We start from the raw sequence: 22876 nt of genomic DNA on the forward strand, positions 1-22876 counted from the left end.
AGTGGATACGTGGTTTGAACGGGTGAATCAGTACGGTGAGGAAAATGGTATTGAAGTTCATCATTACATCATATCGTCCGGGCTGAAGGAGATTATTGAAGGAAGTAATATCGCCCAGTATTTCAGCCGCGTCTATGCATCGTCGTACCTGTATTCTGCGGATGGTGTTGCCGAATGGCCAGCACAGGCCGTAAACTATACCAATAAGACTCAATTCATATTCCGGATTGCCAAAGGAATCTTTGAAGAGTACGATGAGAGAGTAAACGATAGTGTGCCTGAGTCTGCCCTTGTTACTCCATATGAGAATATCGTCTATATTGGAGACAGTGCTACAGATATCCCTTGTATGCGCCTTGTAAAGAGCAAGGGCGGTTATTCAATTGGTGTTTTCGACCCTGAAAAGAACAAGCGTGAGAAAGTATATCAACTGTTCAATGATGGTCGAATCAATTTTTATGCTCCGGCTGACTACTCCGAAGATTCCGAACTGTTTAAGTATATCAAACTAGTTATCGGACAGATTTCTATTAATGAAGGAGTCAAAACAGAACAACGAACTCTGAAAAATCCGGCAGAGACATACAATTTATACATTACTATGCAATCGTTAGCAGACCATATGAAGTCTGCTGTTTCCCCCAGAGAGTACCAGAAGCTTCAACGGGAGCTTAACAAGCTCCAACATCAAATCGAAGGAATCTAAAACACTGTGAGCCTTTCATGCGTTTTGAGAGAGAAACCCTTTCTTTTGGTGGTGAAAATTATTTTCTGCTGATACGAAATATTGTGATTGCACATTGAAAAAATAGGAATCGACTGAAATTTGCATAGTGTAATAAAAGGCTCTTGGCTTCTGTAATAGGAGGTCAAGAGCCTTTTACGTCTTGTTTTGTGAGTGGAAAGAAGGTACAATAATAGAAAATGACTCACATCTGCGAGGTGATACCATGTTGAACATCTACTTTGGAGATATGCCGGAGGCTGTCTACAATACTTCGGTCTATTTTAACTATACCTACGAAGATGAATGGCTGACTTCTGACTTTGCCAAAGAGGTCATCAAGAAAATTGACAAGTCCGATGTCAAAGGCCCTCATGCGGTGGAAAGCCCGGTTCTGGGGGTCATCTCGCCGGAAAAACTGTCTGGCGGTACGAAAACGCTTTTGCTGATGGCAAATGACCCGGAAAAGGTATTCAATGCCTCAACTTGTGGCGATAACTGTGCACCCTTTATTCTGAAGCTGGCGAAAAAGAAGGACTTGACCATCAACCTGCGGCATCTCATGGATTTCGGCAAGAAAAAATTCCCGGTGGATGTGAAAGTCCTGAATACCGGTGATGTGGTGCACAGCATGGAAGAACTGATGCCGATTGCATTTCAGTTTGTGTGAGGCGATAGGATGAAGGGAAAACATAAAATCGAAGTCCGAAGTGGACGGGTCGTTTTCACAATCGAACTGGAACGGAACATTACGATTCTGCGAGGGGACAGCGCCACCGGAAAAACAACGCTGGTAGAGATGCTGCAAGCATACGAGACCTATGGCCGACAGAGCGGCGTAACAGTGAGCTGTGATAAGCCGTGCCGGGTACTGTCGGGTGTTAACTGGGAATTGCAGCTGAATGCGACCCATGACAGCATCGTGTTTGTAGATGAAGGCAGTACCTTTGTTTCGAGTCTGGATTTCGCCCGTGCAATCCAACATTCGGACAACTACTATGTGCTGGTCACAAGAGAAGATCTGAGTACCCTGCCGTACAGCGTAAACGCCATTCTGGAACTGAAAAAGACCACCAGCCGCTTCAAACGGACCTATAACAAAGCGTACCCGATTTATGATTCGCTGACAGCCAGCAATGTGCAGCTGGAAGGTGTTGAAAAGCTGCTGACAGAGGATGCAAATTCCGGGTATCAGCTGTTTACAAACATCGGTGAGAAATACGGCATTGTCTGTATCTCTGCGGCAGGAAAAGATAACATCAAACAAAAGATTCTTCTGCTGAAATCCGAGAAGGTTCTGGTAATTGCGGATGGTGCGGCATTTGGCCCGCAGATGAACGACATTTATCGCCTGATGCAGGAGGACAACGCAAAGTTCAGCTTGTACCTGCCGGAATCCCTGGAATGGCTGCTTTTGAAAGCGGATTTGCTCGGACAGCCGGACATTCTTGAAATCCTGCAACATCCGGCAGATTTCATCGAGAGCAGCGAATTCTTCAGCTGGGAGCGATTCTTCACGAACTTGCTGGAACAGCGGACGAAAGACATTTCCTATATGCGGTATGACAAGGCAAAACTGCCGGAATTCTATTTGCAGGAAGAAAATTTGGAGAAGATCATTGCGGAGATGGGGTAAAATACACTGGAAATTCACAAATAGCGTATCATCGCTACTCCGAACGCTCTGTAATTTTGGCACCCGCTCAGGCTGCTATTAAAAACCCAAGAGCATAAGGATTTTATGGCGAATTATCGTTAAAAATCAAGCATAAAATAAGGCTCACCGCCAATTTTAGCGGTGGGCCTTATTTGTTTGCTCATGTATGAGGTGAATTGCGTTTAACACGGGGGCGCTTCCCAGAAGCATCACAGATACACCTCCACAGTCAGGTCGATCCACGCTGCACGGCGGAACTGGTGGGGCATCTTGTTGGCTTCTCGGTAACGCTTGGCGGTTTCAAAGTCGATGGTGAAGGTGAGGAGGGGCTTTTCCGATACAGCCATCAGATTGGTGCGTTCCTCTTTGGACTTCTTGCAGCCGGTGTTCAGCTTCCAGCGGTAGGAGTAATCGGCAAAGGGGGTGACCACTTCAACGAACTGGTCGATCAATTCGGGAGCAAGACGGGCACCGTGCACATCGACCTTCTGAGAGAGAAAATCGTAGATTGCTTTCAGGTCCGAAGAAACCGTCTGCGGTTCGGGCGCAGGGGAGAGGGCTTTCAACTCCTGCTCTAAGCGGGCAATCTCGTCATCTGCCTGTTTGCAAAGGGCTTGATATTCTTCTCGTGGCAGTTCGCCGTCTGCACGCATGGCAGCGTAGTTCAGCTTGCGTTTTTGATTTTTTCGATCTGGCTCTGAATCGGTGCAGCGGACATTCGTGTGGCGGCTTTTCCGTTCTGGCAGCTTTCGATCATCTTGCAGGCACGGAGAATGGCTTTATTTTGATTGCCCCAGACCTTTTCAAAGATCTTCTTCGCCATCAGCTCCAGCTTCCACTCCGGGATAGAAATGGCATCACAACTGAGCTGTTCGGTCATGTTGTGCTCCAGAACGAAGGAACGGGTCGGGTTGACAGTTCGCATATTGCATTGGTAGCCAAAGACCGGCGTTCCGTCCTTCAGTTTACGCCAGTTGAAAATGCGGTAGGAAGAACCGCAGCGGCAACGAAGTTTTGCGACCCATAAATATTTGGTGCTGTCAATGCCCTTGCGTCGTGTTTCTCCATCAGGAAGACGCAGATTGACAATACGGCTTTTACGGATGCGCTCACATTCATGCCAGAGGGCTTCTGATACGATGGGTTCGAAGTTGCCTTTTACATAGACGAAGGAGGTTTCATCCAGATTGTTGATGCGTTTCTTTTCAAGATAGTTGTTGACCTTGGACTTGTTGTAGCAGACATAGCCCATATACGTTGCGTTACGAAGGATACGGCTGATTTTTGTACAGGACCAACTGACGTTTCCGTGCCCATCCTTGCGGCCCAGCCGGGAAAGTTCATTGACGATCGCCTTTTCCCCGTAGCCCTGCGAATAGAGCGTGAAAACCATTCGTATGGTTGCAGCCTGTTCCTCGTTGATAACGTATGTACGGTTGACCTTAATCACCCACCAGGTCATGAATGGTAGTAACGACCTTTGCCATGCGCTCCAGACCGCTCCCCTGCGCGAGACCCAGCCGGACGGCAGCCGTCACCCCTTCGACACCTTCATCTGCGCTAAGACCCCGTCCGGCCGCTGGGGCGACCCCGAGGACATGGTGGGCCCCTGCGTGTTCCTAGCCAGCCATGCTTCTGACTTCGTCAACGGCCAGATCCTGTACGCCGATGGCGGCATCCTGGCTTACATCGGCCGTCAGCCCAAGTAACTCCGTCCTTTAAAACAAACAGAAAGCCGCCCGGAAATGTTCTCAGACGCTTCCGGGCGGCTTTTGTCGTATGTCGACCTTCTTTTTCCCAAGTGCTTCTTTCGCGGATGATTGTTCATAATTTGTCGAGCCAATGTTATTTCATATTTCTTGACTTTTTATTGAAAGCATGGCGGCGTAAGTGCTCCAGAATCCATGCATCTGAGAAAATCACACCGGGCAGTTCTTGTAAAGTGCAAAACGATGTAGTACACTTATGACAACTGCCGACAAGCTACACAGCAGAACCGGAAATTCAGTGGGTGTCAGGCACAGGGAATCTTTACGGTGTTCGGGCAAAAGGGGATTCGCAATATGTTTCAGGATTATTCGATTGACGATTACAAAAAGGCATGTTATATCATCCTGCGGCCAGATCTAACTCCGGAATACTTTATCCGGCATTTTGGAATGAGCCGCTATGAGTACAGCATCTGTCAGCAGCGTCTGAAAGAACTGCAAAAGTTCTATGGGATCGAGTATCATTTTGAAGAAAACCGGATCCATTGGACCGTCACCGATGAGAAACAGTTTCAGCAGCACTATAAGGGGATGTGGTCCTTCTACAATCGCCACCGCAGAAACCTTACAAACCGGAGCGAACTGGTCAGAGGGCTTTATATTGCCAGAAAGATTCTTCTTGCCAATGACCATACGGATTTGGATGCTGTGTCAGAAACAATGGTTTTTTCCCGCAGCAATCTGCGCAATGCAATCAAACTTTGCCGCACCTTTTTGCAAAGTTATAACATCCGGCTGGAAAACGCGCCCCATTACGGAGTGTACCCTATGGGCAACGAATGGAACATCCGGCGCTGTCTGATGGCGATCTATAGTCTGCTGGACGTGAACGTTATTCCGGAAGAAGATTATCCTGAGATCGCGGAAGGGCTCAGCAATCCGCACTACCCCGTGCTTCGGGAGAAAGTGTATGAAGCGCTGCTGCATAATAGCTGCAATTATTCCCAGGCACAGGTCCGGCGGCTGACGTATTATATCTTCTTCCAGCACCTGCGCATCCGGCAGGGAAGGATATTTTCCGGTTTTGAAAACATCCATCCGGCCATCATCGGCTATGTCCGCAACTCCGAACGGCTGATGAAGATCAGTGCGGACATTACCCGGTCCTGTTTTGGCGGGGAAGCATTTTCCGAACAGGAGATTTTATCGGTTGCCATGATGTTGTTTGAAATGTATGACGAACCGGAGGAGTTCTGCGCCTTTGTGGAAGCAACCTTTCCCGAGGAAGCCAACGACCTGTACCGCATGGTGGATGGCTATCTGCTGCGAAGTTACGGCTTCTCCATCACCGGCCTGTACAGTTCCATTCTCCGGACAACGCTCTACCGCCTGATCATTCACCATCAGATGGGTTTGCTGTCCGAACATGCAGGGCACTCTGAAAGCCGGGCACAGATGATCTCAGACTATCCGCTGGTGATGCTTCTCTACCAGAACATCCAGCAGCTCCTTGCGGAACGCTATGGAAACGAGGCGGCCGGAATCTGCTGTGCTCCGCTGTGTGAACTGATTGCCTTTTATATTCAGGGGATGGATTATGCTGCGCCGCGGCTCCGCATCGGGATCACCGCCCGTTCCGACATTTATGCTTCCGAAATGATCCGGAACCTTCTCCTTGCAAAGCTGAACCCGCGGTATTACAGCTCGGTGGAATGCTGTACCTATGTTGACATGCTGGAAAACATCCCGGAGGCTCGGAAAAAGTATGATCTGATCCTGTGCGATGAACGCCTGTCCAACGATCCGCTGTTTCTTTCATATGCAGAGATCCGGAACGATCTCAACAACATCAATGCCTATCTTCAGATGCTGCGGGACCTGTTTGGAAATGACCTGAAAAAAGAAGATATCCGCACCCAGGAGCTGAAGCTGAGTGATGGGTGGGCCGAAGAGCTTCTGGCAGAGAGCCGTGCCTTTCCCGTTGCTGCTTTCACGGTGGAAGAAATCCAGAAGAAAACGATCTGTGTGAATGACTGTCTGGTTCTGCTTCTCACGCAACAGACGGCGCCACACAGTCTGCTGCAGTTCGGGAAATTGAAAAGTCGGCTCCGGGTCGGTGACAAGCGAGTCTCCCGTTATCTGCTGCTTTCCGGACGTGTAAATGCCCAAAACATCCGGATCATCAATTTGCTGCTCTACGAGCTGATACAGGACCCGCTGTTCTGGGCTACGCTTACCAGCTGCCCCTGCCCGGAAACGCTGAACAATCAGATTAACCGGCTGCTCAAATGATGCTGCCCTTTTGAAAAAACGATAACACCGCATAGAATTCCTGCTCTCTCTGAGGGAGCGTGGGATCCTGTGTGGTGTTTTTTGTGCACTTTGTCAAAAACAAGCATATGAGCTTGTCAAATTTGTACAATGATGCAATTTTTTATGTAAAGTGCTCGAAAAAATCAGACAAGGAAAGTCTGTGGCAGACTTGTTATAATACACTCAGAAACTTTTCCGGAAAGTGATCCACATCAAAAAAGGAGGACACACAATGATTGCTTTGCTCAGAATTGATGAACGTCTAATCCATGGTCAGGTTGCAACCAGCTGGTCAAAGGCATTGGACATCGACACCATCGTATGTGCAAGCGACGAAGCGGCCCAGAACCCGCTCAAAAAGAAAATGCTGCTGATTGCAGCGCCGCCGGGCAAAAAGACCCATGTTCGCAGCGTGGACGAGGTGATCGGACTTCTGCAGGATCCGCGCGCAGAACGCATGAAGATTTTTTTGCTGACGGACAACCCCAAGGATGCGCTGAAACTGGTTTCGGCGCTGGGACTGAAAAATGTCAACTTGGGTAATTACCACAACCGCAAGGCAGAACATACCGCAAGCGTTTCTATGTATGTGCAGTTGGATCGGGACGATCTTGGTGCATTGAAGGAGATCAGCGAACGTGTTGCGGACGCTTATGTCCAAAGTCTGCCCTCGACCGAAAAAACGTCCCTGAAGGCCTTTGTTGCAGCAGCGGAAAAGGCTGAATGGAAATAAAAAAGGAGGAAACACAGTATGTTAGTTCCTGCATTGCTTGTAGCGTTTGCTTACTGGATCACATGGCTGATTGACGGCATTCTGGGATGGCAGACCATGACCCGCCCGATCGTGCTGGGCACAGTGATCGGTTTGCTCTGCGGTGACCTGAAGGCCGGCGTTATAATGGGTGCCTCGCTGGAAGCTGTTTATATGGGCATTTCCGGCATCGGCGGTTCTCTCGCAGCCGATTATCGTTCGGGTACGGCAGTTGGCGTGGGCCTCGCGATCCTGTCCGGGATCTCCATGGAGGAGGGCATTGCAATCGCAGTTCCGATCGGTGCTCTGTGCCTTGGCCTGATGCCGGTCACCACAATGGTTGGCAACCTGATGGAAGTGCCCCTGATGAACGCCGCCAAGCAGGGCGATGTCAAAAAGTACAACCGTCTGGTCTGGTTCCAGGCCATCGTGCTCCAGCACCTGCTGGATACTGCCGTCATCTTCCTGTGCTGCTACTTCGGATCCACCGTGATCACGACCACATTCGATGCGATCCCCGCCTGGCTGATGAATGGTCTGTCGGCATCCGGCGGTATGCTGGTGGTCGTCGGCCTGGCGCTGACGACCCAGGCCATTTTCTCGAAGTACACCGTACCGTTCGTTCTGGTTGGCTTTGTTCTGACCAAATATCTGGCAATGCCGGTGCTCTCCGTGGCAATCCTCGGCTTTGTCTGTGCCTACATGGTCTTTGATCGTTCTCGTGCTCTGAAGCAGGTTGAAAATACGGTTGGAGGTGACGATTTCTATGCCTAATAAGCAGAATACGATTTCGCCGGAAGAAAAAAAAAAATCCTGAACAAATGCTATTGGGGCTCTCTGTCCTGCATGCGCACCACCAGCAATGTGGTTGGTCAGGGACGTGCCATGGTGCTGTCCACGGCACCGGTTATTGAAAAATATTATCAGGATGACGAAGCCAAAAAAGAAGCGCTTACCCGCCACGCTTCAGAGTACATCAACACAAACCAGACCATGTATGGTCTGTTGGCAGGCATTGCCTGTGCAATGGAAAAGGAACGCGCAGAAAAGGGCAACGTGGAACCCGGCACGATCACCAGTGTCATTGCATCCCTGATGGGCCCCCTGGCCGGTATTGGTGACTCGTTCTTCTTCAACTGTGTCCGTGTTATCGTAGCCGGCATCGCCATCGGAATTGCAGCCGACGGCAATCTTCTTGGACCACTGCTGTTTGTAGCACTGTTCGGCTTCGGTCTTCTTGCACTCAAGTATGTGCTGTTCATGACCGGTTACCGCACCGGCACCTCTTTGATCGATCAGGCTTCGGAATCCGGCATTATTTCTATGCTGATGGAAGTTGCCGGCATTCTGGGTGCCATGATGGTCGGTGTTCTGATTGCTTCCAATATCAAGATCAACATTGCTCTGGCACCGGTGGTCAACGGCGCAGAAATCAACATTCAGGGCATTCTGGACAATGTGATGCCTGGTCTGCTCAGCCTTGTTCTCTGGTGGGGTAGCTATAAGGCTCTGCAGAAGGGCCTGACCCCAGTCAAACTGATCTTCATCATTATGGGTGGATGCATTCTGCTCTCGCTGGTTGGTATTCTGTAAAATTGTGACGGGGAAGGAAGGCTCGCAAAGCACCTTCCTTCCCTAGTTTTTATGTTGAGAAGGGAGAGGTCGAAATGAAACTGCTGACGCAATCGGACGACTACGGATTTACCCGTGGTGTGACCTGTGGCATTCTGGATGCAATTGAAAACGGTGTCGTCCGGAATACCGGGTTGTTTGTAAATATGCCGGAAAGCGAGCACGCCGCATCCTTTATCCAAGATTATCCGCAGGTGTGCTTTGGCATCGACTTCAATATTGTCTCCGGAGATCCGGTCTCTGACCCGGAACTGCTCCCGGACCTGGTGGATCAGGACGGACATTTTATCCGTTCCACCGTCAAAATGGCAGATCCGCGCTTTGGTAAGGAAGAGCTGTGGCCCTACGAACAGGTGCTGACCGAACTGCGGGCACAGCTGAAGCACTTTGTCCGTCTTGCAGGGCAGCCGCCGGAATATCTGCACGGACACTCCATCAGCCGCAGCAGCCCGGCCTATATCCGGGCGATCCGGACCCTGTCGGAAGAAAGCGGCGTTCCGTACAGCGCAGACTGCCACAAAAAGGTGAATATGTACTGGGCTGCCAACGGTTACAATACCAAGCCTTTCACGGTGGAAAAGCAGCTGGAAACCGATGCACTGGCGTATGTCCGGGAACATCTGGATGAGGCACTGGGGCACGAATACGTCCTTTTGGGCGGTCATGTCGGCTTTGTGGATGCAGATCTGTTCCGTTACACGACCTATTCGGTCATCCGCTGCAAAGATCACGAAGTATTCACCTCGGACTTTGTGAAGAACTGGATCCTCCGCAACAACGTTGAGCTGATCACATACCGTGACCTGAAATAAGAAAGGAGAAACAGATGAAACTGATTGTACGAGGCGCCGATTATGCCATGACCGACAGCATCACCGACGGCTGCCTGCGCGCAGCCCGCTGCGGGATTCTGACCGATGTGGGCCTGATGACAAACAATGCTGCACAGGCCCGCTATGCGGTGAACGAGTTGAAAAAGTATCCGCATGTTTCGGTTGGTCAGGACCTGAATCTTGTGTCCGGGCTGCCCGCCAGCGACCCGAAGGACATCCCTGCACTGGTGGATGAAAACGGCATTTTTATTTCTTCGACCCGCCGCAAACTGGAAAATCTGTATGAGATTCCTTACGACCAGATCTACCGTGAAATGAAACAGCAGGTCGAAAATTTCATCGAAATTGTGGGCCGCAAGCCGTGCTACTTTGCAGGGCATTCGCTTTCCACACCGGAAGTCGAGCAGGCCATGGTGGATATTGCAGAGGAATATGGCGTACTGCTGAACTGCTTTGGTCTGAAGGATCTGCCGGTCGGCACACGCTGGTACTATAAAAACATGAAGGTCGACCCGAATGACCGCAAGCCATCTTACGGTCTGGCTGAACAGGGTGCAACGGATGTCATCGGGCATATTCTTTCTGGCGGCTGTGAGTTCGACTTCAATGCACCGTATGCGATGCTTGCAACCCACTGCGGTTACTGCGATGGTGAATTGCAAAACATGTCGACTTTTTCCGTCATCCGCGGCAGAGAACTCGAAGCGCTCTGCTCGCCGAAGATCAAGGAATGGGTCAAGGCAAACGGCATTGAGCTGATCAGCTTTGATCAGTATCTGGCAGAGCACGCGAAATAAACCACCGCGCATCTGCGCTTAAAACGCATAAAGGGATATGCGCCACTGGAAAAAATGGAGCATATGATGACAAAATGGAAAAAAAGACACTATTGGTAAAGGAACCAGGCTTTTACAGGCTGATGCTGATGCTTGCACTTCCTGTGATCATCCAGAATATGATCACGGTGGGCGTGAACATTATGGACACTGTGATGCTGGGCAGCTTTGGTGAGATACAGCTTTCCGGTTCTTCGCTGGCAAATGATTTTATCAACCTGTTCCAGATCGCCTGTATGGGTGTCGGTGGCGGTGCATCCGTTCTCAGTGCGCAGTTTTATGGCAAAGGCGACTACAACAATGTGAAAAAGACGGTTGCGATCATGCTGCGTGTAATTCTCTCTGTGGCCGTCGTCTGCATGGTGATCTCGTTGTTTTTCCCGGAGGAGCTTCTCCGGATCTATACAGCCGACACTGCTGTGATCGAAAAGGGTGCAATTTATCTCCGGTACAGCACAGCTTCTTTTGTAATGATGGCCATCACAATGACCCTGACCTTGATTCTGCGGTCTATTCATGATGTAAAGATCCCGCTCTACGCATCGATTGGCAGTTTCTTCGTCAACATCTTTTTTAACTGGGTCTTTATTTTTGGTCACTTTGGTGTGCCACAGATGCAGATTGCCGGTGCCGCAATCGGAACCGTTCTTGCCCGTCTGTTTGAGCTGATCGTGATCGGCGGACACTTCTTCTTCCAGGAAAAGCAGTTGCGCTTCCGCATCCGGGATCTTTGGATGCCGGTCGGAGATCTGCTGGGTACATACTGCAAATACTGCATTCCGGTTCTGTGCTCTGACATGCTTCTGGGTATCGGCAACAGCATGGTCTCGGTCATCATCGGCCACATCGGAACATCGTTTGTAGCAGCCAATTCCATCGTTGCCATGATCCAGCGCCTTTGCACAGTCATGACACAAGGCATCGGACAGGCCGCGGCCGTGATCACCGGAAACAATGTGGGAAGCGGCAAATTGGACAAGGCTTACCGGGAAAGCACAACCATGATCATCTTGACCGTGTTGTTTAGCCTGGGAACCAGCCTCATTTTAATGATCATCGGGCCGTTTGTGGTCAATGCCTACAACCTTTCCGCTGAAACACATGACATTGCCATGCAGCTCCTGGACGCGATCAGCTTTATCATTGTATTTCAGGCACTGCAGTCCGTGCTGACAAAGGGTATCCTGCGGGGTGGTGGAGACACACGGTTCTGCATGATGATTGATGCCACATTTCTTTGGCTGATTTCCATTCCACTTGGATGGCTCACCGGTGTTGTCTTGAAGTTGCCGGCATTTGTCGTATATGTCTGCATGAAACTGGACTGGATCATCAAGGTTTTTGTGTGTCTGTTCCGTTTCAAAAGTAAAAAATGCTTTCGGATCGTCTCCGACAGTACGGAAGAAAGGAATGCCGATTCATGTTAAAGATTTTTCTGTCCTCTCATGGCCGCTTTGCCAGCGGCATCAGGAGTTCCTGCGAGATCCTTCTGGGAGCGCAACAAAATCTGACGGTTTTTGATGCCTATGTAGACAACGATACCGTGCAGGAGCATCTGGATGATTTCTACAAAACCGTTTCTGCTGAGGATCAAGTCCTGCTTTGCAGCGATCTGTATGGAGGCAGCGTCAATCAGTCAATGTATCCATATCTCCAGAAGCCGAACACGCGTCTGGTCAGCGGCGTCAACATGACATTCATGATGAACGTCTTGTGTGAGGAAGAATTGTCCGATGAGCGACTGGAGGAGATTCTGGAGGAAAGCCGCAGCTATCTGCGCAGGGTAAATCTGGAAACCAATGAGACAGAGGATGAATCCTTCTTCTAAGGAAAAAGCAGTAGGAAAAGCCACGACGAATGTTCATATTGTGACGTTTCATCGTGGCTTTTCTTGCGGTCAGAGTGGCGAGACTCAAGCTCGCGGCCTCCTGCTCCCATAGAAGAAGTAAAAAGACATCGCAAGCCGATGCTGCTCAGTTCAAAAGGAAGCGTTGAGCAGCACCCGGAGGGAGAAGAATGATTCCCAACGCTCTGTAATTTTGGCACCCGCCCAGGCTGCGATTAAGTCTCCCCGGAAATAAAATCTGATAGGACAAAGAAGAAAAAAGCTCTTGGCTTCTGTAATGGAGGCCAAGAGCTTTTTGCATCTTGTTTTGTAAGAGGAAAGAGGTTACAATAATAGAAAAGAAAGCGTATATCAGTCGAATAAGGTGGTAGGCCTATGAAGTTTTTTGAAGCGGTTCCAAGCGAACTTTTCTCGCCGCTGGCTTCGCCCAACCGTATTTTATATGCGGATGCACTGGACGTACTGTACGCAGCATACCAAGAAAACCTGAAAATACGGGAAGATGTCTTGTATTCCATGCTGCGCGGCAGGCTGGAGCAGGAACTGGCGGATGCTACGTTTGAAGATGAAGACATTGACGAAGAGGAACTGAGGGATATCTCTGGCCGCGCTCGTTTTTTGATCCGCAAGCTGTGTAGTAAGGGGTGGTTTGAGAAAGAACGCGGGGACGACTTTGAAGAGTATATCACGATTCCTAATTACAGCAGCCGTTTGCTGGAATTATTCCACCAACTCTGCGATGATAGCCCGGCTCGTGGATATTCCTATGTGTTCGGAACTTTCTCAGTCTTAAAGACCGCCGACGACAGCAACAATGCTTACGATAAAATGACGGCTCTCTATAGTGCCTACGATAACACAACGGCGCTGATTAGCTTGTTGCAAATGGTCTATCATAATGTGAAGCATTATTTTCAGACGCAGATCGATATGCAGGATGTCAACCAGGTGCTGGCTGCACACTTTAACGACTTCGGACAAAAGGTTGTGGAGGCATATATCCGTCCGCTGAAAATCAAAGATTCAGTGCCGAAGTATCGTGTGCCCATTCAGTCTGTGCTTAGGCGCTGGGAAGAGGATGATACCTTGCTGATGGCGATGGCAAATGAAGCATTGCGTGATAAGCGGGGCAAGACATTGGAAGACTGCCGTGCCGATCTGCTGAGGAAAATTTTCTGGATCGAAGAACGCTATGACAATTTAGAGAAGGACTATCTTGAGGAAATTGATACGCAGGTCCGGCGCTATACCAGGGCAGCAACACAGAAAATCGAGAACCTGACGAACCGAGATCAAAGCGTGCGCGGCAATTTGAATGTTTTGCTGACGACACTGTCCAGAAACCGCAGGGCGGCTGAGCTGGTGGACCAGATACAACCGGCATTTCAATTGTATGAGCAGTCTTTTTTGTCAGAAAAAAGTCTGTGGTACCGTAAGCGCCCCGAAAAACGGACAAAAACCGCGTCGGTGCTGATACAAGATGATCAGGCACCGAATACGGAAGAACAGGTCAGAGCGGCACAGTTACTGCAATCGAAATATGGCCGGGCAGCAGTAAATGCTTACGTGCAGGGATGGCTGGGAGACGCTGACATTCGTTGCTCGGAGGAGCTCTCGCTTGAAGAGGACAAGGATTATATCATGAGTTTGCTGGCAATCCTTGGAAGCAAGGATGCATCTGCCGGTTATGTGGTCCAGGAACTCGATGGCATTTTTTGTAAAAATGGCTATTCGATCCCGCAAATGCAGATCCGGAGGAAGGAGAAGAAGCCGTGAATTTTGATTTTGTTACCAATGCAACGGCAAAAGAACTGGAACAATTCAAATCAGTCTGCAATCAGCTGCTCAGCCGCACATACATTGTGCGAACCATCTACCAGCCGGGAAAAGGCAGGGTGGATAACCCAGACTATCTTTTTCTATCACGGCACTATGAGGCTGTACAGGAGTACCTGAGTCTGCTGGACTGGGATTTGCGCAGGGATGAACTGAACGGATACTTTTATGTGTTGAACACAGACGAGGCTAACCGTTGCAACCTCAATAAAAAAGAAACGGCGATTTTGCTGGCATTACGGCTGATCTACGAAGAAAATATGGAACGTTTGGGTTTGGAGCAGGATGCCGTGTGTACTGTGCGGGATGTGCTGGAAAAAGTGGTGACCGACTATCCAGTTTTTCCGGCTAAGCCGAATATGGAAGAGGTCAAACGCGCGTTTACGGTACTGGAAAACCATTCTGTGATTCAAAGACTGGAAGGAAAATTCAACCAGGGCAGCTGCAGGATCGCAATACTGCCCACCATTCTCTCTGCGGTCTCCAGCGAAAAGCTGAACTTGGTGGTGTCTGTTTTGAAAAAGGAGGAAACAGATGAAGAAGCTGAAGAAAATCCTGCTGATCAACTGGCTCTATTTCAGTAAAGAACTGATTGAAGTGGGCGACATCAATTTCCTGACCGGCAAGAACGGCGCCGGAAAGTCAACGGTCATCGATGCACTGCAGATCGTGCTGCTGGGCGAGACAAATTCCCGCAATTTTAATCAGGCAGCCAACGAAAAATCGCAGCGCACATTGGAAGGCTATCTGCGCGCCGACATGGATGATAACAGCCCGTATTCCCGCCGTGGTAAGGACTTTTCTACCTACATTGTCTGCGAATTTCAGGATGAGATGGAGGGCAGCAGTTTTGTGACAGGCGTTACCTTTGACTGCCGCAGCGATGGAAGTTACCGTGATACATTCTTTATTTACACGGGGACACTGCCGGAAAATTGCTTTATTGAACAGGGCGAGGCAATGGAGATTTCTGCACTTCGCCGTTTTTTGAAGCAGAACTATGCACGGACAGAATTTTACGATACCCAAAAAGAGTATCGCCGCAACATGCTTGCAAAGTGGAACGTCCACAACGAGCAGGTCTTACGGATGATGAAGAAGGCTGTTTCGTTCCGGCCAATTGTGGATATCCAAAAATTTATTACGGAGAACATCTGCGATATTCCGGATAAGCCCAATATTGAGCTGATGCAGCAAAACATCCGGGATTATAAACGGCACGAATTGCTGGCGCAGCGTCAGCAGGAAAAGCTGGATGCGCTGCAGCAAATCAGCAGGCTGTATCAGGAGATGAACCAAGCCATAGACCGCTGCCAGATCCAGAAGTTTCTGGTACGGTGGGCAGAAAAAGAAGCTGCGCAGACAGAGATCGACCAGAGGGAATTGGAACGAACTGAATGCAAGGAGAACCTTGCAAATGTGAATGAGCAACGGGAGGAGCTTGAGCGGCAGATCGAACAGAAAGAAACGCGCCGCAGTGAGCTTGAGCTGGCCTGCAGGCAGAGCAACGTTTTCCAGGAGGAAGAGCGTCTGCTCAACATGGAAAAGGCTCTGAGAGATGAGCAGAAAAAGCTGGAACAGGGTCTGCAAAATCTTGAAGTGGAGATTAAGCGGGAAGCACGGCGTTTGCAGAGATTCTGTGGGGAGATACAAGAACTGGAACCGGAAGAACTTCTCATACCGGTGCAGGAAGCGGCGAACACTGCGCAGAAAGCATATGCTGTATTTACTGGTGACGAGAAGGGATTGTTTGCCCGGCCTGTGGAGTTGTTTGAAATGGGGCAACAGGCAGCGGCCGAATTGTCGGATGCTGTCCGCAGTGCGGCTCATAAAACAGAGGATCGTATTGCAGAGCTGAAGAAGCAAGCCGACCAGAAAAGTGCGGTGCTTGCAAATCTGCGCAGGAACATCAAAGATTATCCCCATGGGCTTCTGCTGTTCAAAGACCGGCTGGAAAAGGATCTGGCAGATAAAACGGGGCATGCGGTTCCCGTTTATATTCTGGCTGATGTGCTGGAAATGGCAGATGAGCGCTGGCGTGGAGCGGTAGAAGGCTACCTAAATAACCAGAAATATTATCTGCTGGTGGAGCCGGGACGTTATCAGGATGCACTCAACATTTACGACCGGCTGAAGCAGGAAGCAGAGTACCGTGCGTTTGGTCTGGTAGATATCGGAAAACTGCGGGAAAAAGAAACACTTCGACCGTTGCCCGGTAGTCTGGCAGAAAAGGTGGAGACAGAAAACAAGCTGGCACGCAGCTATGTGGACTATCTTCTGGGTCGGGTGATATGCTGCGACACGGCAGAACAGTTGCGCTGCTATAAGACGGCAATTACGGAAGAAGGAATGCTGTATCAGGGCTATGTGGCCCGCGCACTTCGGAAGGGCTGGATGGAAGACGCCTTCATCGGGCGGCGTGCGGTGCAGCTCCGCATCGACCATCTGGAAAAGGAACTGGCCTGTCTGCAGGAAGAGCTGCGGCATTGGCAGCCGCTCCAGAAGCAGCTGACCGGCCTGCAGGAGCCGCTTTTTACCCAAAGATTCGTCCGAATCGATGTGGCGCAAAAGCAGGAGGACTACCAGCGCGTCCAGATGATCATCAAGGAAATCGCAGAAGTCAAAAATCAGCTTTCCCAGCTGAATCTGTTCTGGTTGGATGAGCAGCGGCGCATCATTGAACAGTTGAAAGAAGAGATCCTTGCATTCAATAAGGAAAAAGATGCGAAAAATGTGCAAAAAGGGAAGTTGGAAGGCCGCATCCATCAGCTGGAATATGAGATCTTGCCGGAAAAATACCAACAGTATGAGGCCATCGAAGATGTTTTGAACGAGGGGTTCACGAAGGAATACCGAGAAACCATCGGCGTTCCCCGCTATCGGCAGGAGCTTGTCCGCTTGAAAAAGGCAGATGTCATCCGCAAGAACTTCGGCGACAGTTTGGCGCAGAGCACAAAGGCGATGGACGGGGCTCAGAAGAAACTGTTTGCAGCACGCAGAGAATATGCAGAACGGTTCAAACCCTGTGCATTCCAGATCGAGGTGATGGATAACACAGAATACGAGGAAGAACGGCGTACTCTGCAGGAAAGCGAGCTGCCCCGATACAAAGAAAAGATCCGGGCGGCACGGGAAAGCGCAATGGAGCAATTCCAGAACGATTTCCTTGCCAAACTGAAATCCAGCATCGACCAGGTGCAAGACCAGGTGCACAATCTGAACAAGGCCCTGCGCCAGGCACAATTTGGCACAGACAAGTACCAATTCCGCGTAGGGCCAAACCCGGATTATCTGGATTACTATAACATGATCACGGCAGATGAACTGATGGAAGGCGAATCCGGTCTATTCGCACTGCCCTTTCAGCAAAAATACGGCCCATTGATCGAAAAACTGTTCAGCCAGATCACAATGGCAGACGATACGCAGCTCAATGCCCGCAAACAGAGCGAACTGCAGGAGAATATCGTCCGCTATACAGACTTCCGGACGTATCTGAAGTTTGATTTGGAAACGACCGATCAGAACGGTTCCAAGCAGCTGCTTTCTCAAACACTGAATATGAAGTCCGGTGGCGAAACACAAACGCCATTCTATATTGCGGTGCTGGCCTCGTTTGCCCAGCTGTACCGCGTCAACGACGCTACCCGTTTTGGTAATACGGTGCGTCTGGTGGTGTTCGATGAAGCTTTCAATAAAATGGATAGTGACCGGATCACGGAGAGTGTACTCCTTCTCCGAAAGATGGGGCTGCAGGCGATCATCTGTACGCCGCCGGATAAGGTCTCGGACATTATGCCCATTGCAGACCGTACGTTATTAGTGGACAAATCCGGATACCGGATGCATATCATTCCATTTGGAAAGGAGATGCAGAATGAAGGAAGCACAGGTGATCCTGAATCGTCTGCTGGATAAGTTTGAAAATAGTAAGCATCTTTCTGAACCCAACACATCCAGACGTCGGGTAATGCTGCGCATTGATAAAAGGGAGTTGCCGGAGTATCAATACGAAGATGCGGTGGTTCGGGACGCTTACAATATTGCAGCGCGGGAGCTGGAGCAGCAGGCTTTGGTGCGTCTGGAATGGGCGAGAAAGCAGAGCGTTCTCTCCTGCATTGTGCTGGATCTGGAACGGGTCGCACAGTGCTATGAATGCGCCGACAGAGTGCATCCGCAAAAAAAGGCAGAAGAGGTTGCAAACATCATCATGCAGAAGCTGGCAGACAATCCCGTTCCATGGATCGCGGCATGGAGTGATGCTGTATGTGCTCAGGTGCGGAACAGCATGAAAGTGCCGACGTATTGCAGAGAAAACGACGGTCTGCTGCAGGAGCTTTTGCTCACGTTTCAACGGTATGCGGAGCTGTCCGGCAGTGTGACGATGCGTGCATTCAGCAGCCAGTGTTTTCACGATACCAAGTATTTTGAGCGAAATGTACGGGAGCTGTTTCTTACCATTGCACGAAAATACAATACCCAACTGGCGGCGGCCTGTACAGAAGCGAAACTTGGTGAGCGGGATCAACTTGCATTTCTGGGAATCTATGCCCGCCCGGAGCTTTACGAACTCTCGGGCGATTGCGCGATCTGCTTGAAGAAAGGAGAACTACGGCTCAGCGTAGCAGAACCTTATGGATTGGCTTTGCCCAGTACACTTGTGTCAGAGATTGTGGACATTGAACTGAAAAACATCTGCTGCATTACCTTTATCGAAAATAAAACGAACGATGATGAATATTTGCTGGCAGAAAAACAGCCGCAAGAACTTGTTGTTTATCACGGCGGCTTTCTGAGCCCGCGGAAGAAAAAACTTTTTGAAAAACTGGCTGCTGCGGCAGGGGAAACCATGCAAATTCGATTCTGGGCAGATATTGATCTGGGCGGTTTTTGTATGTTTGAAAACCTGCAAACGGTGTTCCCACAGCTTGAACCCATGCGTATGGAAGGGCGCTTTGTGGAACAGTACCACAAAAATGGCCTGAAGCGGCCGGAGCAGTATCTGAAGAAGCTGAAGGAAGAGCGGAATGCGGGAAGACATACGCTGTTTGTTGATGCAATTGATAAGATTTTGCAATATGGGGTCACAATCGAACAAGAAACATTTCTGGAGTAGAATTCGTGCGAAGATAAAAACGCTTGTTGCCCCATAAAAACGTACTATTATTCTTTCCAACGCTCTGCAATTTTGACATCCGCTCAGGCTGCAATTAAGTCTCCCCGGAAATAAAATCTGGTAGGACAAAGAAGATAAAAGCTCTTGGCTTCTGTAATGGAGGCCAAGAGCTTTTTGCATCTTGTTTTGTAAGCTGAAAGAGGGTACAATGATAGCAGAAGTACGCACATCGATGAGGTGATAAGATGCTGAACATTTTTTACGGTGATATGAAGGAAGCGGTGTACAATACGGCTTCTTATTTCAAATACGATTACGAGGAAGACTGGATCGTTGACCCGATGGTCAAGGAAATGATTCAGGATGTGGATAAGTCTACCGTTATCGACAGTGGTGTAATTGACAGCCCGGTCTTGGGTAAAATTCCACCGATTGGTTTGTCTGGTGGCGTAAAGACACTGATTTTGGTAAAGTTTGAGCCGGAGAAAGTGTTCAATGTATCGACTTGCGGTGACAACTGTGCAAAGTGGCTGCTCAAAATTGCAGAGCAGGAGGATCGCACGGTGAATTTGCGTCACCTGATGGATTTTGGCAAAAAGCCGTTTACAATAAAAGTGCTGAATACGAATCAAATCGTTCACAGTATGGAAGAGCTGATTTTGGCCGCAGGTGAGTTTGTGTAAAGGGGCTGACAGAAATGAAAGGCATTCATAAAGTGGTCGTTGGCACAAAGTACCTGAAATATGAATTTGAACTGCGACGCAACTTGACCATCATTCGCGGAAATAGCGCAACGGGTAAAACGACTCTCGTAGATATGATTCGTACACATATGAACGATGGAGAGAGTGGACCGGTCACTCTAAATTGTGATAAAAGTTGCTACGTGGTAGAAGGAAATCTTTGGAAGGGACAACTTGACAATATTCAGGACAGCATTGTTTTTATCGACGAAGGAAACGAGTTTGTCAGGACCAAAGATTTTGCGCGTGCGATTCAGCAGACGGATAACTATTATGTTATCGTGACCAGAGAGGGTTTGCCAGCCTTGCCATACAGTGTGGAAGAAGTGTATGGAATCCGAACCTCTGGAAAGTATGGGACACTGAAACAGAGTTATCATTCGTTCTATCGAATTTACCCGGATAGTACGACTGAAAATATTAAACCGGAGAAGATCTTGACAGAGGACAGCAATTCGGGGTATCAATTCTTTGATGCGGTCTGTAAAGAACAGCAAATACAGTGTGATACTGCAAACGGAAAGTCCAATGTGTTTTCCTATTTGAAGGCTCATAGGGATGAAAAAATTATGGTGATTGCAGATGGTGCAGCATTTGGTCCTGAAATGGACAGGGTGTTGCAGTTGGTGCAGACAAGAGAAAATCTGACACTCTATTTGCCAGAATCTTTTGAGTGGCTGATATTATCTTCTGGGATTCTGAAAGATGCGGAGGTCGTACAGATTTTGCAGACGCCGTCTGACTACATCGATGGCAAGGACTATTTCAGCTGGGAACGTTACTTTACGGCGCTTCTGACGGAGAAAACGGCTGGAACATATCTGAATTATACCAAGAAAACGCTGAATGAGGCCTATCTGAAAGATGGCGTGAAGAATGCGATTTTGGATCAGATGGCAAAAGTAAGGTTGAGTTGAAGTGTTATTGAATGAGAAAATCAGACAGATTGGGAGAGGAAAATATAAAAATGCCGGAGTAGGATTGCTCAAAAGTTTTGAAGATAGGTTGGATTACTTCACGTCTATAGTGGAACTCGGTGTGGAAATGACTTCGGTTGAAAATGGGTGGATTTCATGAAAGAGCAGAATGGTAAATTATCAAGGGATGAATTTTTATCGTTTGTTAAGGCAGTCTTGAAGAAAAAATCGTTGGAAGAAAACAAACCGCTCTATTTTGAGTACAGATTATCTGAAAATGGTGAGAAAGAAAAATTTTTAAACCGTTTTGATGCGTTTGCTCCAGAGGGATTTTCCGAGTACCGAAATTCGGTGATTTTTGAGTTTATATACAGCCGCACACTGAAAGCAGAACAGATAAAAAAACGAATAAAGGGTGTGACTGATACCTATAGAAAAAGCTATGATGCAACAATTGTTTTCATTTTAAATACTGAGTTTCAATTTGAAGACTCCAATTCTGCAGTGTGGGACTTAAGTGTCATAAATAATTGGATTGAAGAGTATCCAACTGAATATAGCCATGCGTGTTCATTGGGAATGGAGCGTAAAACAGTTGCGAGTGACAAGGAGAACATACAGCTTTTTGAAAAGCTGTACAGCGAAGGTTTATATTTAAAAAACAATGACAGCTATACGAATGCAATACGCACCTGCATCAAAGAGCAAAATGGCTTTGCAATCGTACTGGGTGCAGGTGTTTCAAAGGAACAGGGTGCAAAAACTTGGGATGAGCTGCTGAAAGATTTTCAAAAAGAAATAGAAGAAAAGCATCTTTTGGATGATTCCAAGGCTGTTTTTGAAGAAGTTGGGGGAAGTAGCTTTACAACGGCTCAGTTATGCAAGGATATCTGGGCAAGCGAGAAAACCTTTGCTTGGCAGATTCACAAAAGCTTATATGATGCAGCAAGGGATTTGGACATGAATACCGAGCTGGGAGAAATTGCGCGATTAGCCCAAAGATGCCAAAAAGATCAAAATTTTAGAATTTTAAGTTACAATTATGATGACTTTCTTGAACAGTATTTGGCTTTTCTTGATGTAAAATGTTGCTCTATATTTACAACAAAGGTAAGATATTCAAACGGACGGGATAGTGCAGACTTTTATGGCATGAATGGACAACCAAATCAAAGTCTGCGATTGTATCATGTACATGGCTTTTTGCCGAAAGTCACAACGAGAGATCAACTGGATATGCTTCACATGAGATCGATTTGTTTGACGGAGGCCGACTATAATATGCTTTATAATCAGCCCTATAGTTGGCCGATTGCAAGTCAACTTTCCTTCTTTAGAGAAAATACATGTTTATTTATTGGGTGCAGTTTAAGTGATCCAAACATCCGAAGACTTTTGGAAATCACCGCATATAATCCACCAAAACATTATGCAATTTTTGCTATGACATATAAAAGCACAGATGCGTTGGGTTACACAACAACAAAACAACTGACATCAAAAGATCGACTTCAAATTGAAAACCATTTTTACCGTATTGGAATCAACATTCTGTGGGTAAAAGATTATAGCGAGATACCAGCATGGCTGCATGATCTGAATCAAGTGATCGTTTAAACGTAGGTATGATTGGTACTGTATTGAACCAATGAAAATATTGGAGGTATCTTTTATGCCCCAAGAAGGCGAGAATAGGCAAAAGGTGGTAAAAGTAAGCTGAAAACTCTTCAAATAACGAAATATCGTAAATCCGAACGCTCTGTAATTTTGGCACCCGCTCAGGCTGCGATCAAGAACCCCCGCAAGTAATTGCGTGAGCGCTTGAAAAAGCACAAATAATGCAAGTGAACCGCCCCGGTTTCCGAAAGAGGAAGCCGGGGCGGTTTTTTGCGCTCACGGAGGGGCAGATGAAAAACGCAGCATGAATATATACCATATAAAAATGAATATATGCTAAAATTTC

20 protein-coding genes and 1 pseudogene are annotated in these 22876 nt (G+C 48.3%); 19 read left to right on the forward strand and 2 right to left on the reverse strand.

Features of this window, described 5'->3' with window-relative positions:
• Window positions 1-22 precede the first annotated feature (22 nt).
• The 3 genes from GXM22_RS01305 (at window position 23) to GXM22_RS01315 (ending at window position 2360) form a co-directional block, all read left to right on the forward strand.
• On the forward strand, window positions 23-706 hold the full coding sequence (locus GXM22_RS01305; RefSeq protein WP_197036559.1) for an HAD family hydrolase: 684 nt from the start codon (window positions 23-25) through the stop codon (window positions 704-706).
• A gap of 244 nt (window positions 707-950) precedes the next feature.
• Window positions 951-1394, forward strand: coding sequence for a DUF4869 domain-containing protein (locus GXM22_RS01310; RefSeq protein WP_005936657.1), 444 nt, complete (start codon window positions 951-953; stop codon window positions 1392-1394).
• A 9-nt stretch (window positions 1395-1403) separates the two neighbouring features.
• Complete coding sequence (locus GXM22_RS01315) at window positions 1404-2360, forward strand: hypothetical protein (RefSeq protein WP_005936655.1); 957 nt, start codon at window positions 1404-1406, stop codon at window positions 2358-2360.
• Between the two features lie 230 nt (window positions 2361-2590).
• On the opposite strand, the gene GXM22_RS01320 is transcribed toward GXM22_RS01315, so the two are convergent.
• Both GXM22_RS01320 and GXM22_RS01325 read right to left on the reverse strand, forming a co-directional pair.
• A complete protein-coding gene (locus tag GXM22_RS01320; protein WP_005936652.1) occupies window positions 2591-3034 on the reverse strand; it encodes a hypothetical protein in 444 nt (147 codons plus the stop codon).
• 11 nt (window positions 3035-3045) lie between these two features.
• Window positions 3046-3843, reverse strand: a complete 798-nt coding sequence (locus GXM22_RS01325) for a recombinase family protein (protein WP_005936649.1) — start codon at window positions 3841-3843, stop codon at window positions 3046-3048.
• Window positions 3844-3874: 31 nt separating this feature from the next.
• Between GXM22_RS01325 and GXM22_RS01330 the strand changes: the two are divergent.
• From GXM22_RS01330 to GXM22_RS01405, 16 genes and pseudogenes are all read left to right on the forward strand, one after another.
• Window positions 3875-4090 (forward strand): annotated as a pseudogene (locus tag GXM22_RS01330) (SDR family oxidoreductase); the annotation flags it as partial.
• A gap of 354 nt (window positions 4091-4444) precedes the next feature.
• Window positions 4445-6382, forward strand: coding sequence for a helix-turn-helix domain-containing protein (locus GXM22_RS01335; protein ID WP_005936630.1), 1938 nt, complete (start codon window positions 4445-4447; stop codon window positions 6380-6382).
• 253 nt (window positions 6383-6635) lie between these two features.
• Window positions 6636-7136, forward strand: a complete 501-nt coding sequence (locus GXM22_RS01340; protein WP_005936626.1) for a PTS sugar transporter subunit IIB — start codon at window positions 6636-6638, stop codon at window positions 7134-7136.
• Window positions 7137-7154: 18 nt separating this feature from the next.
• Window positions 7155-7928, forward strand: coding sequence for a PTS mannose/fructose/sorbose/N-acetylgalactosamine transporter subunit IIC (locus GXM22_RS01345; protein WP_005936623.1), 774 nt, complete (start codon window positions 7155-7157; stop codon window positions 7926-7928).
• Window positions 7929-7967: 39 nt separating this feature from the next.
• On the forward strand, window positions 7968-8747 hold the full coding sequence (locus tag GXM22_RS01350) for a PTS system mannose/fructose/sorbose family transporter subunit IID (protein ID WP_255569329.1): 780 nt from the start codon (window positions 7968-7970) through the stop codon (window positions 8745-8747).
• Window positions 8748-8821: 74 nt separating this feature from the next.
• Entirely contained in the window at window positions 8822-9598 is a 777-nt protein-coding gene (locus tag GXM22_RS01355; RefSeq protein ID WP_005936618.1) for a ChbG/HpnK family deacetylase, read from the forward strand.
• A gap of 14 nt (window positions 9599-9612) precedes the next feature.
• A complete protein-coding gene (locus GXM22_RS01360; RefSeq protein ID WP_005936615.1) occupies window positions 9613-10416 on the forward strand; it encodes a ChbG/HpnK family deacetylase in 804 nt (267 codons plus the stop codon).
• Between the two features lie 74 nt (window positions 10417-10490).
• Window positions 10491-11882 (forward strand): MATE family efflux transporter, encoded by a 1392-nt coding sequence (locus GXM22_RS01365; RefSeq protein WP_005936612.1) that lies wholly within the window; start codon window positions 10491-10493, stop codon window positions 11880-11882.
• Window positions 11876-12283, forward strand: a complete 408-nt coding sequence (locus GXM22_RS01370) for a PTS sugar transporter subunit IIA (RefSeq protein ID WP_005936609.1) — start codon at window positions 11876-11878, stop codon at window positions 12281-12283. Before GXM22_RS01365 ends, GXM22_RS01370 begins: the two co-directional genes overlap by 7 nt.
• A gap of 393 nt (window positions 12284-12676) precedes the next feature.
• Entirely contained in the window at window positions 12677-14077 is a 1401-nt protein-coding gene (locus GXM22_RS01375) for a Wadjet anti-phage system protein JetA family protein (protein WP_005936604.1), read from the forward strand.
• On the forward strand, window positions 14074-14721 hold the full coding sequence (locus tag GXM22_RS01380; protein WP_005936600.1) for a DUF4194 domain-containing protein: 648 nt from the start codon (window positions 14074-14076) through the stop codon (window positions 14719-14721). The genes GXM22_RS01375 and GXM22_RS01380 overlap by 4 nt, the downstream gene beginning before the upstream one ends.
• Window positions 14672-18055 (forward strand): ATP-binding protein, encoded by a 3384-nt coding sequence (locus tag GXM22_RS01385; RefSeq protein WP_005936598.1) that lies wholly within the window; start codon window positions 14672-14674, stop codon window positions 18053-18055. The genes GXM22_RS01380 and GXM22_RS01385 overlap by 50 nt, the downstream gene beginning before the upstream one ends.
• Window positions 18015-19253: a Wadjet anti-phage system protein JetD domain-containing protein gene (locus GXM22_RS01390; RefSeq protein ID WP_005936595.1), complete on the forward strand. Its 1239-nt coding sequence runs from the start codon at window positions 18015-18017 to the stop codon at window positions 19251-19253. The genes GXM22_RS01385 and GXM22_RS01390 overlap by 41 nt, the downstream gene beginning before the upstream one ends.
• 245 nt (window positions 19254-19498) lie before the next feature.
• Entirely contained in the window at window positions 19499-19936 is a 438-nt protein-coding gene (locus tag GXM22_RS01395) for a DUF4869 domain-containing protein (protein WP_005920841.1), read from the forward strand.
• A 14-nt stretch (window positions 19937-19950) separates the two neighbouring features.
• Window positions 19951-20913 carry a hypothetical protein gene (locus GXM22_RS01400; protein ID WP_005936589.1) on the forward strand — a complete coding sequence of 321 codons (963 nt, stop codon included), beginning with the start codon at window positions 19951-19953 and terminating at the stop codon, window positions 20911-20913.
• Window positions 20914-21069: 156 nt separating this feature from the next.
• The gene (locus GXM22_RS01405) at window positions 21070-22530 is read left to right on the forward strand and encodes an SIR2 family protein (RefSeq protein WP_005936586.1); all 1461 of its coding nucleotides are present in this window, start codon (window positions 21070-21072) and stop codon (window positions 22528-22530) included.
• Window positions 22531-22876 lie beyond the last annotated feature (346 nt).

Origin of the sequence: Faecalibacterium duncaniae, from assembly GCF_010509575.1 — a bacterium.
Classification (GTDB): domain Bacteria; phylum Bacillota; class Clostridia; order Oscillospirales; family Ruminococcaceae; genus Faecalibacterium; species Faecalibacterium duncaniae.